At 35.4% G+C, this 13,798-nt stretch carries 8 protein-coding genes and 1 tRNA gene; 5 read left to right on the top strand and 4 right to left on the bottom strand.

Annotated elements, in window-relative coordinates; translation table 11 throughout:
- Positions 1-59: 59 nt before the first annotated feature.
- Positions 60-2,576, top strand: coding sequence for an SPOR domain-containing protein (locus ACFINY_RS02570; protein WP_375700799.1), 2,517 nt, complete (start codon positions 60-62; stop codon positions 2,574-2,576).
- A 177-nt stretch (positions 2,577-2,753) separates the two neighbouring features.
- Here the strand turns inward: ACFINY_RS02570 and ACFINY_RS02565 are convergent, their stop codons facing one another.
- Entirely contained in the window at positions 2,754-3,029 is a 276-nt protein-coding gene (locus ACFINY_RS02565; RefSeq protein ID WP_375611528.1) for a hypothetical protein, read from the bottom strand.
- A gap of 310 nt (positions 3,030-3,339) precedes the next feature.
- On the opposite strand from ACFINY_RS02565, the gene ACFINY_RS02560 reads away from it, so the two are divergent.
- On the top strand, positions 3,340-4,446 hold the full coding sequence (locus ACFINY_RS02560; RefSeq protein ID WP_375700798.1) for a branched-chain amino acid aminotransferase: 1,107 nt from the start codon (positions 3,340-3,342) through the stop codon (positions 4,444-4,446).
- 105 nt (positions 4,447-4,551) lie between these two features.
- On the opposite strand, the gene glpX is transcribed toward ACFINY_RS02560, so the two are convergent.
- Both glpX and ACFINY_RS02550 read right to left on the bottom strand, forming a co-directional pair.
- A complete protein-coding gene (gene glpX / locus ACFINY_RS02555; protein WP_375611526.1) occupies positions 4,552-5,538 on the bottom strand; it encodes a class II fructose-bisphosphatase in 987 nt (328 codons plus the stop codon).
- Positions 5,539-5,682: 144 nt separating this feature from the next.
- Positions 5,683-6,999: a homoserine dehydrogenase gene (locus tag ACFINY_RS02550; RefSeq protein WP_375611525.1), complete on the bottom strand. Its 1,317-nt coding sequence runs from the start codon at positions 6,997-6,999 to the stop codon at positions 5,683-5,685.
- A gap of 1,336 nt (positions 7,000-8,335) precedes the next feature.
- On the opposite strand from ACFINY_RS02550, the gene ACFINY_RS02545 reads away from it, so the two are divergent.
- The 3 genes from ACFINY_RS02545 to ACFINY_RS02535 all read left to right on the top strand — a co-directional run bounded on the left by ACFINY_RS02545 (position 8,336) and on the right by ACFINY_RS02535 (position 11,963).
- Positions 8,336-8,410: transfer RNA gene (locus tag ACFINY_RS02545), tRNA-Glu, on the top strand.
- A gap of 792 nt (positions 8,411-9,202) precedes the next feature.
- The gene (locus ACFINY_RS02540; RefSeq protein ID WP_375611524.1) at positions 9,203-10,417 is read left to right on the top strand and encodes an NADP-dependent isocitrate dehydrogenase; all 1,215 of its coding nucleotides are present in this window, start codon (positions 9,203-9,205) and stop codon (positions 10,415-10,417) included.
- A gap of 118 nt (positions 10,418-10,535) precedes the next feature.
- Positions 10,536-11,963, top strand: a complete 1,428-nt coding sequence (locus ACFINY_RS02535; RefSeq protein WP_375629058.1) for an MFS transporter — start codon at positions 10,536-10,538, stop codon at positions 11,961-11,963.
- 44 nt (positions 11,964-12,007) lie between these two features.
- On the opposite strand, the gene ACFINY_RS02530 is transcribed toward ACFINY_RS02535, so the two are convergent.
- On the bottom strand, positions 12,008-13,207 hold the full coding sequence (locus ACFINY_RS02530) for an MFS transporter (RefSeq protein ID WP_375700797.1): 1,200 nt from the start codon (positions 13,205-13,207) through the stop codon (positions 12,008-12,010).
- Positions 13,208-13,798 lie beyond the last annotated feature (591 nt).

Below are 13,798 nucleotides of genomic sequence, written 5' to 3'. Positions count from 1 at the left end.
AACAAATCAAAATCAACCATTGATTGCACGTAAGTGCAAACCATCATGTGAGAAAAGCTATGAGCGATAACGATCGCAAAAATCTACACGAAACAAAACACGATCATGAACACCATGATCCTTTAGAAAGGCTTACGCGCATTTTTAATCCGCACAAACAAAGCGGAAACCAAAATGAGCAATCTTCTTTAAAAACAGATCGATCAACATCTCACCCCGAAATATCATCCCATGATGATGATTTTGATTTGTCCTTTCTAGAAGAGGAACTTGAAAATAATTTAGCACATGACTTACCGTTTGATGATCAAAAAAAACAATGGGACTTGTATGCAACCAGCAACGCAACAGCCTCAAATATTGCACAAGCTGCTTCTTTCAACCATTCAAAACAAAATAATTTATCTGAAGAGAAATATTCTTCACCTAGCAGTCATGATGAAGAACAAATTTTAGATGCGCTTTCTCCATTACCAATCCCAAAAAATCAATCACATCAACAGAAAAAAACAGCAACCAGTGCTGATCCTTTTCTTGAAAAAAGTAATCTTATGTCACAATCAGAATCAGAAAATTTCTTTTTTGATAAATCTGAAAGGCACGAAAATAAGAGAGAGACGCCAGAAGATGTTGAACAAACCAATCGTTTTTCACAAATAAATTCACAACAACCTGAGACTACGAATATACAAAAAACTTATGAGGACAATCAAAGCCTCTATGACACTCCTATAAACCATCCCTATAAAATTTCAGCTGATCAAGAAAATTGGATTAAAAAGGATTATCCTGATGTCTCCTCTTCTACAGAGGAAAATGAGTTTTTCTCATCTTCTAATCTTGTGTCAGAAAGACAAAACACTGCAAGAAATCAAACAACAAGTACCTTCTCCTCACCTTTAGATTCTCCACCAGTTGATAGACAATCTTATTTAAAGGGGGCTTCACAAGAAGATCATACAACCAATTATCCCCATTTTTTTGCAGAAAACCCCTCACAACAAGAAACTTATGGCGAAAAAGTTCCGATATATGATGAGGCTCGAGCCCAATACATCAATAACGCCGAAGGTGCCTCTAACCCAAATAGAGAAATTTCATATAATGAAAATAATTTAGATGAGTTTCTTTCCTCATCCCCCTCTTTAAATACAAAACAAACGGATGGCTTTTTTGCCCATAACTATACGCACAGAGATACTCCCCCTCCCAATGTTGATACTTATAAATTTTCAGAGGAAATCGTAGAAAAAACTGGTCCTATTATGGTTCCAGAAGTCCCGTACGAAGCGCCAGAATATGATGTGCCAACTAATGGTGGTTTAGAAGAAGAATTTGCTGATGTACTCAATGTAGGGAATGTCCCAACGGATAATTTTTCTCAAAAACAACAGAAAAATGAGGTTTTTAGTGAAGTTTTTCATCAGTCTATACAAAATTCAAAAGAAGGTGTTTATATAAACTCTAAAGAACAAAATTCCGACTATTTTTCTTCTGCCAATATGGAATATAATTTTCCCTCTTTTAGCGAGAATTCATCATACACAAGCTCAGATGAGGTTCCCACGCATCCATCAGCTCTTCCTCCCTTTAAAAGTTTTATTTTTGGTAAAACTTTCATTAAAGGTTTTTTTATACTTATTTTAATAGGACTTGGGTTTGCTGGTTATTCTCATTTTTTTATGCCATCACAAAAAAATGAAGAAACGGTCATTATCCACGCTGATAATACGCCTTTTAAATTCAAACCAGAAACAACTGAAACGAAAAATGATGTTGCACATAATTTAGATATCTATAAACAAACAACTGAACAAAATGAGAAACAAGAAAATACACAACAATTTCTTATTGATAACTCTGAACAACCTGAAAATTTAAAAGAATTAAACCCTGAAGAATCTTCAAACGTTTCCTCATCGTCTTTAAATGAATCTGATGTTGAAGATGCAGTCACAGAAGCCATAAACCATACTATTCCAATGCGAGAAGTACAAACTGTTATTGTCAATCAAGATGGTACAGTTACACTAGCCCCCGCGCATCAAACAAACAGCAAAACTGCTGCTCAATCTGAAGAAAGCATTGATCAAACTTCTAATGAACTTCAAGATTCGTCCCTTGTTTCATCGCATGATTCTGATATAAACGACCAAGAAAGAGATCATGATCTCAAAAATAATATTGATAAAATAATCGCAGAAAATAATTCTAGCTCAAATATTGAAGAAAAATTTATCCCTATCCCTTCTCATGCAGAAAGAAATACACAAGTTGAAACACCAGCCGCGTCTCACCCCATATCACCAAACAGAGTCGCAGCACAAAATTCAGAAAGTTATTACGTACAACTTGCATCTCAACCAACGTATGAGCTCGCTAGAAATTCTTTAAAAAATATGAAATCTAAATTTGGATTCCTTATCGGTGCCCGTTCTTTAAATATTCAATCCGCTTTTATACCAGGAAAAGGTACTTATTACCGTGTTCGGCTTCAAGCGCAAGACCGTAATGAAGCCATAATCCTTTGTGAATCCATTAAAAGTTCTGGTGGAAGCTGCTTCATCACACGCTAAACCAATAATGCAACGGTTTTAACAACCGTTGCATTATTTATTTCCATACCATTTAATTACTTATCAAAAACTTCAGAAATTAAAATCATTCCTCTCTTTTTTATGTCTTTGTGCTGACTTTATTCCTTAATCTACGTCGATTTTCGCCCTATCTAAAAGATTATATTTACGAAAAAATTACTCCGTACCCTTATAGGTATAAGGTACAGGAGGAAGCGAATTTAAATCTTTTTTGGGCGTTGTTACACTTTGGCTTGTTTCTGGGGTATTATAACGCGAACTATGTTCAGGAGATTTTGCAAAAAAAGATCCTAAAAAACCAAAAATAAACCAGATAATAACCATCGCAAGAAGAATAGCAAAAATACCCTTAGCGATTGAAACAGGTTGTTCACGACCTCTTCTTTCTGCGGCCATACGTTCTTCATATGTGTGATAATTTTTATCAATCATAGTGGATTCCTTTTCTCAATTCCCTTACCTTTAAATTTCTAGAAAATATGCATATATGCAATTATTCAGATACTTATTGTGAGAAAACGATAATTATAAACAAAAGTTCCAGTTTACTTCATAAAGTTGAGAAAAAGAAGCGAGGATAGAATTAAAATATCTACCCTACTCTAGCCTTTGAATTCTATAATAAACCCCTTTGTATTCTATAATAAAACATTGACACAAAGGTTTTGTTAATAATAGAGTTATAATCAAAATATTTCATTATTTTTATTAATAAAAATGAAACATACTCAAAAGGTTTTTTATGAAATCTCCCATATCATCGCTTCCCTTTAAAATAGAAAAACACCCATCTCCTCTGTCAGAAGAAAAATATGAAGAAATTTTAAAAAGTCCCGGTTTTGGTCAATTTTTTACAGACCACATGTGTACTATTCAATGGACTGAAGACAAAGGCTGGCACAATGCCGTCATTTCTCAATACAAAGCTTTAGAAATTAACCCTGCAAGTACCGTTTTACATTACGGACAGGAAATTTTTGAGGGTTTAAAAGCATATCGTGCAAAAGATGGACGCATCTTGCTCTTCCGTCCTGATGCCAATGCACAACGCTTTATAGAATCAGCGAGGCGTTTAGCTATGCCAGAATTGCCAAAAGATATTTTTCTGGATGCCGTTCATCAATTAGTAAAGATTGATCAAAAATGGGTTTCTGATCAGCCCAACGCTAGCCTCTATATCCGTCCATTTATGTTTGGCAATGAAAACTTTTTGGGAGTCCGCCCTTCTCAAGAATATTTTTTTTGTGTCATAGCCTCTCCAGTTGAATCCTATTTCAAAGGAGAAGAAAAATCTGTCAGCGTCTGGATTGAAACAGATTATAGTCGTGCCGGTCCAAGAGGAACAGGGGCTGCCAAATGTGGTGGAAACTATGCAGCAAGCTTACTGGCACAAAAAACTGCAACTGAAAATAATTGTAGCCAAGTACTCTTCCTTGATATGATTGAACATAAATGGATTGAAGAACTTGGTGGTATGAATGTCTGCTTTATTATGGACAATAATACACTTGTAACCCCCCCACTTAATGGAACTATCCTTCCAGGGATAACCCGTGATTCAATCTTAAGGTTAGCTCAACAAATGGGATTAAAAATAGAAGAGCGTCCTTATTCTTTTACAGCGCTTCAAGAAGATGCAAAGAGTGGACACCTTAAAGAAGCCTTTGCTTGTGGTACAGCTGCCGTTGTCACATCAATTGGTCGTTTTAGATATAAAGGGGGAGAATTTATTATTGGAAATGAAACAGTTGGAGAAGTTACAAAGCAGCTTCGTACACAATTGGTTGGCATTCAAAAAGGGAACATAGAAGATAAAAATGGCTGGGTACATTCTGTCCAGATCTCATAATATTTAAGGTATTCTCATATCTATAAACGCTTCCATGAAAGTAGATTCATGGAAGCGTTTTTCCTAGAAAAACTCCCTCTATTTTTAGTGACAAAAAAGAAAGCATTAATCAAATTTCGAATGATTTCTATGCTTTGCTTTAATATTACGGACTGTACCCGTATGGGAGCGCATTACGAGAGTTTCCGTTTGAATGTAACGAGATGTAAATTTAACACCAGAAAGCATATTGCCATCTGTCACCCCTGTTGCTGAAAACAAAACATCACCCTTTGCCATTTCTTCCATTGTATAAACCTTATCGGGATCACTAATCCCCATTTTAGCTGCACGAGCAATTTTCTCTTCTGTATCAAGCAGCAAACGACCTTGCATCTGTCCTCCAATGCAGCGCAAAGCAGCAGAAGCTAAGACACCTTCAGGTGCTCCACCAATCCCCATATAGATATCAATACCTGTTTCTTCTGGATCAGTTGTATCAATAACAGCAGCCACATCTCCATCCCCAATCAAGCGAATCGACGCCCCTGTCGCTCGTACTTCATTAACCAATTTTTCATGACGAGGTCTATCCATAATACAAACAGTAATCTGATTAACGGCTACTCCTTTAGCCTTCGCAAGAGCATGTATATTATCGGTAGGACAAGCATCTATATCGACTACTCCCTTTGGATAACCAGGACCAATAGCAATTTTGTTCATATAAACATCAGGAGCATAAAGGAGATTACCCTTTTCAGCAATTGCAACTACTGCCAAAGAATTGGCAATATTTTTAGCACAAAGTGTTGTTCCCTCTAGTGGATCAAGTGCAATATCGATCGCCAATCCACTTTGAAGACCTACTTTTTCTCCAATATAAAGCATAGGCGCTTCATCCCGCTCACCTTCACCAATCACCACTGTACCATCAATAGGCAATCGATTAAGTTCCTGCCGCATTGCATCTACAGCAGCTTGATCCGCTGCCTTTTCATCGCCACGTCCGCGCCAGCGTGCAGCAGCAACAGCAGCACGTTCAGTAACACGTACCAATTCAAGCGTCAAAATACGATCAAGTCCATTTAAAATCTTCTGAGTTGTGGGCATATGAAAAAATCCTACCGAATGAATACCAGAAAAAATATGAGTCCTTATTAAATACTAAGAATAAAGTTTTTTGGCAAAGATGAAAATTTTCCACAAGAGATAAAAGAACTCAAGCGTTCCTTTTTGTCATTATCAAGAAAGTTATCAATTCTCTGTCATAGGTTCAATACGAATAAATTGAGATTTTGCAACAAGATGTCCATCTTTTTCAATTTCTGCAAGTGCCTGTCGTACATTCAGCTCTGTTGTTTCATGCGTAATTAAAATAATTGTTTTTTCAATTTGATCTTCTACAAAAGATCTTTGAACAATCGACTCCAATGAGATGTGATTATCAGCCATATGCCTTGCGACAGCGGCAAAAACACCAGTACGATCATGAACATTTAAACGAATAAAATAACCACCTGCATGATGCGAAATACGTGCTTTTTTATGAGGAGCAAGTTCTAATGCTGGACGTCTTAAAACAGGTGCATACTGAAAACCAGAACGCGCTTTTGCTATATCAGCCAAATCACCAATAACGGCTGATGCTGTTGCCTTTCCTCCGGCGCCAGGACCAGAAAACAGTAATTCACCTAATAAATCACTTTGAATAGAAAGAGCATTGGTTACACCATTTATCTGTGCAATCATTGAGGATGTTGGTACCATTGTTGGATGAACGCGTTGCTCTATTCCAGAATCCGTTTTTAATGCAACCCCTAAAAGCTTAATCCGATACCCCAATTCATCAGCTGCTCGAATATCAATTTGCGAAATATTATGAATTCCTTCAACATAAACATCATCTAACGAAACAGCAGTTCCAAATGCCAAGCTTGTCAACAAAGCTAATTTATGAGCAGTATCATTTCCCTCAATATCAAAACTTGGATCTGCTTCAGCATACCCAAGTCTCTGTGCATCTGCTAAACAATCTTTAAATGAAAGACCTTCCGTAAACATACGTGTTAATATATAATTACAGGTTCCATTGAGAATACCATAAATTCGCGATATGCGATTACTAACAAGTGATTCTCTCATCGCTTTGATAACAGGAATCCCCCCTGCAACAGCTGCTTCAAAATGAAGAAAAACACCTTTTTTTTCTGCAATTATAGCCAGCTCTACTCCATGTCGAGCAAGAAGAGCTTTATTGGCTGTTACAACATGATGTCCCGCCTCAAGCGCTCTCTTAACAGCGGTATACACCACATCCAATTCACCACCAATTAACTCTACAAAAACATCAATCTCATCAGAAGCAGCCAACTCCACAGGTGAATCAAACCATTTTATACCACTAAGATCAATTCCACGATTGCGACCTTTATCACGCGCACTAACAGCAACAACTTTGATGAATCGCCCACATTGACAAGCTAAACTATTCGCTTTTTCAAATAGAGTTCGAACAACTGAAGTACCAACTGTACCAAGTCCCGCAACGCCAACTTTTAAAGCTTCTGCCATATTCTAACCACTGATCCCTATCTTCATTGAAGAATCGTTTAAATGATGTGCCAATCAACACAAAGAATATCTATATCCATAAGAACAAAAGAAATATCCCGCTCTATTCACTTTATTTTCTCCAATAGAATTATCCCCGCTTATTCAATCAACATTCCTAAAAATATAATATTTATTGTCTTCAAAGATTTCAGAATCTTATAAAATATTTAATTCAGAATGAAAATCTGTAAAACTGATAAATGCAAGTTGCCATAAAGAAAAGTTCTAAAAAATAATCAATAACAAGTTAAAGAATATTGAAGACTTAGTAAGAAAGAATAAAAATATCTCTTCTAAATCGACAAATATGGAACAAAAAACATTCTTTCATATGATAAATTAAGAGAATGGATAAAATAAAGTAGTTCAGTCAATAATAACACATTCCTTCCTACCATTCCATAGCTTAAACTATAAATCTTTAATGCAAAAATCTTAACGCATTCATATATCAAAATAGAACCTTACATTAAAGTAAAACACAAGACTTAATATGCACACACCATAATTCTAAAATATTATAAATATGGAAAATAAATTTGCAAAATTCGAATATTTTATCTCAACTTATTGCCACCTCTTTAAAAAACTAGCGAATTGAAATGACAAAAATCTCAATCTGCCCTTTACCCAAACTAATTCATTTCCAAATAAATAACCTTCCCAATATGTGAGGGAACAAATGAAGGGGTTTTAATTTTAAATTTCTTACAAACCTGTAAAAGTAAAGATAAGAAAAGTATTTTTAATATATTCTGTAAAATTTGCTTAATATTCTTATTATAAAGAATCTTTTTATATTTTGTTAAACTGAAAGGAATTTGTGGCTTGCTCCTCAAAAAAACTTTTGTATAATTGGTATTATTTGTTAATTTTGTAATAAATATTATCTTTCTACTTCATAAATTATACAGTTTTTGCTTTATGATAAGCTCAAATGAGAAGTCTTTCTGTATAAAGGCTCTTTCAAGCAAGTTAAATAATATTCTCATGTGGTGAGCAAAGATAACAAGCGATAAAATATGCAAAAAATAAATACATAAAAAATGCTGTTTTTGATCATTTTTGCCTACTCCTCAAACTGAAAATATCATTCCCTGAGATGATACCCACATCAAAATTTTCTATCAATCATGATAACTTTATATTTTTTCTACAAAAAATCTTAGAAAATAAAATGATCTAAACAGGAAGCGCTCAAAAATTATTCAATAAAACACACTTTTTTCAAAAAAAATGACACAGAGGGCTTGCGAAGTAAAAAGATCCTCTCTATAAGCCTCATCATTGGTTTGCGCCCATCGTCTAGCGGTTAGGACATCGCCCTTTCACGGCGGAAACAGGGGTTCGATTCCCCTTGGGCGTACCATGTTTCTTTTTTCTATGTGTAATATATTCATTTTATTTGTGTTTTTAAAAATGAGGGATGCATAAATAAAAATGAGGGAATAAGATTTTAAAAGGAATCTCTTCGTAAAAAGGATACAAGAATCATTAGGTGATTAATTTCTTTGTTGCATTTCGAGGATAGTGCTTTACTGCGCATAGTTAATAACAATAAGAATCGATAAAACATAAGAATTAGAAGATTCTAGCTCGCGATACGGTAATTTTATAAGTCATATTCTTGCGTATGCTGTTAATTTTTAAATTAAAACCAGCCGGCATCATTTATACGTTTTTTTCAACCTTCAAAATTGAAGTTTATCTCAAACGCATTTTATATGAAGCATTTCTAATTACAGTGCCTTTGTTATCACATTAAACTTTTTATAAACAAACAGACCGTAAGCTTAGAATTGAAATAGCAATATAAAAATAGTTTCTTATTCACCTAACACAACAAATCAAGAAACTATAATTCAGAATACGATCAACTTATTAAATGGAATCTCTGATAATAAAAACGCATAATCCCCGTCCCTCGGTGATCTAACTACCTTATCTATTAAACAGATTCTTCATCAATCATAGAATAATTATAGATTTGCAAACACATCACTTCTTTTCAAAAATTAAACCCTCCAACAAAATTTTACACTCTATTGATAATATATTCTAAAAGCTCATATTTGAATGCTTTTTTCCCTTGTTTTTACTTTTCATTATAAACTTGAAAGTGTTATACAAGTAGTATCGCTTAAAAGAAAAAGGATTTCTAATGGTAAAGATCAAAGTAGAAAACCCCGTTGTTGAACTTGATGGGGATGAGATGACCCGCATCATCTGGAAATATATCAAAGATAAATTAATCCATCCCTACCTCGACATTGATCTAAAATATTATGATCTTTCCGTCGTAAATCGTGATGCAACCAATGATCAGGTAACTATCGATTCTGCCAATGCTATCAAAAAATATGGGGTTGGTATAAAATGCGCAACCATCACACCTGATGAGGCACGCGTTAAAGAATTTAACCTAAAAAAAATGTGGAAATCACCTAATGGCACAATCCGCAATATTTTAGGAGGAGTCATTTTTCGCGAACCCATTATCTGTAAAAATGTCCCTCGCCTTGTTCCTAACTGGACAAAGCCAATTATTATCGGACGTCACGCTTTTGGTGATCAATACAAAGCAACAGATTTTAAATTTCCAGGAAAAGGGAAATTAAGTATTAAATTTGTCGGTGATGATAATCAAGTTATTGAACATGATGTTTTTGATGCTCCAAGCGCAGGGGTTGCCATGGCTATGTATAACCTTGATGAGTCAATTCGTGATTTTGCCCGCGCATCCTTTAATTATGGACTACAACGGAATGTTCCAGTGTATCTTTCAACAAAAAATACCATTCTAAAAACTTACGATGGTCGTTTTAAAGATATCTTTCAAGAAATATTCGATACGGAATTTAAAACTGAATTTGAAAACCGTAAATTATATTACGAACACCGTCTTATTGATGATATGGTTGCTTCTGCATTAAAGTGGTCAGGTGGATACGTATGGGCATGTAAAAACTATGATGGTGATGTCCAATCTGATATTGTTGCCCAAGGCTTTGGTTCTCTGGGTCTCATGACTTCTGTTCTCATGACACCTGACGGCAAAATTGTTGAAGCAGAGGCAGCACACGGCACCGTAACACGCCATTATCGTCAGCATCAAAAGAATGAAGAAACATCAACGAACTCTATTGCATCTATTTTTGCATGGACGCGTGGACTAGCGCACCGTGCTAAACTAGATAACAATGAGAAGTTAAAAAACTTTTCCACGACATTGGAAGAAGTTTGTATTAAAACCGTCGAAGAAGGTTTTATGACCAAAGATCTCGCACTTTTGATTGGGCCTAAACAAAAGTGGCTTTCTACAACAGGTTTCCTTGATAAAATTGATGAGAATCTCAAAAAAGCAATGGGCAGTTGAGTTATTACTTAAATTAAAATTCAAAGCTCTAAACAGAGCTTTGAATTTCTCTTGGCAAATTCAAAGAAGTACCTTATAAGTAAAAAGAGGATAGATTTTTATTAAATAGCAAAAAACAGTGAAAAAACAGGGCTGGTCTGCGCTTTTATTGGGTAAAAATGGTCTTTGCTTTTTAACGTTTACAGGTGGAGTTGTGTTACACGCCACCAACGTTTATATTGTTATTACTATTTTACCCTCTCTTATGAATCATATTGGCAGTGAAATATATTATTCTTGGGTGGCTACTGTCTTTATTACAGCTTCACTCGTGGGTACTTCACTTGCAACAAAAATATTAGGGAAATTAGGTCCTCGCAATGCGTATGTTATTTCTGGACTTATCTTCACCCTAGGCACTTTTATGTGCAGCATTTCTTCATCTATGCCATTGTTTTTAATAGGACGCTTTATTCAAGGATTTGGAAGTGGTTCTTTGTTATCCCTATCCTATTCCATGGTACGGATTGTTTTCAGCCCATCTTTATGGTCACATGCATTAAGTATTATCTCTGGAATGTGGGGAATATCAACCTTGTTAGGACCAGCAATCGGGGGGCTTTCTGTATATTATGGGCTATGGCGAGCATCCTTTTTGATCATTGGCGTATTAGCTATATTTTTCTCACTCATCGCCTTTAAATTTTTACCAAAAAAGAATGAAAACGATGTTCCAACACCCCCTCTTCCTCTTCTCCAGCTTTTCACACTCACCTTATTGATTTTTATTATTTCTGTTGGAGGGGCTATGGAGTCTACAATAGCAAAAATTTGCGGATTAGTTATCGGACTTAGTCTTCTTTTTGTTCTAGCAAAAATCGAATCATCTACCCCTCATCCTATGTTGCCCCGCAAATCCTTTTCTTTCTCTTCTGAAATCTTTTCTGTTTACGCATTGATACTCGTTATGACAACAGTCGTATACAGTATAGAACTTTATTTTCCACTTTTTCTTCAAGAGCTTCATGGGCAAGCTCCACTTATTGCTGGTTATATAGCAGCACTTATGAGCCTAGGGTGGACATGTGGAGCCATCTCAAGTGCTGGTCTCTCCACAAAAAAAATTCGCAACATCATTGTATACTCGCCCCTATTAAAACTGTTAGGCATAATGATTCTTTTATGGCTCATCCCAACAGAAGTTTCCGCGCTTGAATATATTTTTATTATTTGCTTAGCACTGTTTTCTATTGGAATCAGTGCGGGCATAGCATGGCCACATTTGCTCACAAGGATCTTACAATGTGCAAATGATGAAGATGCTCTCCGTGCCAGTGAATCCCTTACCTCTGTACAACTATTTTCAGCAGCCTTAAGTGCAACTCTAGCAGGAGTCATCACCAATCTTGCAGGCCTCTTTAATCCTGGAGGAACAATAGGAATGATCTTAGCAGCAAAAACTCTTCTTATAGTGCTCATGGGTCTTTTATTTTGTCTTGCTATTCCATTAGCACTGCGCATTTCTTACTTCATATTGAAAAACCCAACAGGACATTCCAATAACTAAAAATAAATATAAAAATTCCTTCTTCATTAAAAAAATGAAAAATATTAAGCATGCTTCTCCATATACCATGAGATGCAAAAAACCATTAATCCACACAAAGTTAGAACACTTCCTAAAACAGCTGTATATTCATAACTATAGCCCAATTTTAAAACTAATGCTCCAGATTCAGCACCAAGAGCGTTGGCAATATTAAAAGCAGACTGCATTAATGCTCCTGCCAAAATCTGTCCCTGTAGTGCAACATCCATAATTTTTGTTTGTATAGAAGGCATAGCAGCAAAAGAAGTTCCAACAAAAAAGCATCCTATTGCCGCTGTTAACGGAGCATAGGATAAAAAGAAAAAAAGAAAAAAAACAAATACGCTCCAAAGCATAGAGAAAAATATCATCGGTGAAATGCCAATTTTAACAGCTAATTTAGGCCCCAAGAGATTTCCTATCACCATTCCCAATCCAACTAACGGCATAATAAATGGTACCCACTCAAGTGAAACACCAGAAATATGCATTAATGTTGGCTTGATATAAGTGAAAACAGAAAATAATCCTGACGCTCCCACCGACACCATCAACAAAAGAAGCCACACCTGCTTTTGCTTTAATGCACCCATTTCTTGCAAAGGATTCGTTTTTGGAAAACTTGAATCACAAGGAAAAAAATTCCAAATAAGCAAACAACATAATAAAGCGATCATCCCCACAAGGACAAAAGCAATCTGCCAACCAATAAGTTGACCAATCCAAGTAGCACTGGGTGCTCCCAAAACGGTTGCAATTGTTAAGCCAAGCATAACATATCCAACAGCTTTAGAACGTTCTTTCATTTCTACCATTGAAGAGGCAACCATAGCCGCAAGTCCAAAATAGATTCCATGAGGAAGTCCACTGAGAAAGCGTAATACTACTAATATGCTAAAATCAGAAACAAAGGCACTAGCAATATTTGCTAAAGCATAAAAAAGCATCAAGCCTATCAAAACAGTTTTGCGTGATACCTGAGCTGTTGCCACAGCTAAAAGAGGTGCTCCAATCACAACTCCTAATGCATAAGCAGAAATATATTGACCAGCGGTAGGAATATCAACATAGGAACTTCGTGCCATCTCTGGCAGTAGCCCCATTGCAACAAACTCTGCAGTACCAATAGCAAAACTGCCCACGGCAAGAGCTAAAATTATTAAACGTCGTATTCTCGAATCAATTCCCAATACAAGAACCTTTTGTTGATAAGAATCCCTCATATCATCACTTCTGAATAGGAGTTTTAACTGTAAATATCTGTAATACACACAAACAAAAATTCAAAACATTGTTATACGCATGCCCAATAGTCCCCAATAAAGTTTTAGAAATATTTTGATATATAAAGCATTTTATGGAGTTTTAAGTAAGATTCTTTAATGGAAAATCTTTGAAAACCTCAAGATCATAGACGTATTCACCTATTTCTATCAGATCTACCAGATAATAAACTTTGTCTCCTCTTTTTAGCCGTTGAAATTTACAGTGAAAACTTTATTTTAAAACGATATAATATACCCTATAAATAATTCTAAAATTTGCTGAATAATGCATTTCAAACAAGTGAACAATATCTCATCATTATCTTGATACAAAGATAAAACCTCTCCCCCAATTATTGTTGCTTTATTTTTGCTATCTAAATGCAGATCCCCCAAATCGATAAGTTATAATTTCAACTTTAGGCCATTCTTATAAATTATTATAGAGTCTTTTAAAAATTCTCATGATAATAGTGCTTGGTTTCTAGATTTATTAAATACCCTCTTTTAGACATCTTTACCCCTCCCTCATCTAACAGAGGAATCGCA

It is taken from the genome of Bartonella sp. AA23NXGY (genome assembly GCF_042197165.1).
Classification (GTDB): domain Bacteria; phylum Pseudomonadota; class Alphaproteobacteria; order Rhizobiales; family Rhizobiaceae; genus Bartonella.
Note: the sequence above shows the minus strand (reverse complement) of the source record. Positions and strands in the feature narration are given on the sequence as shown.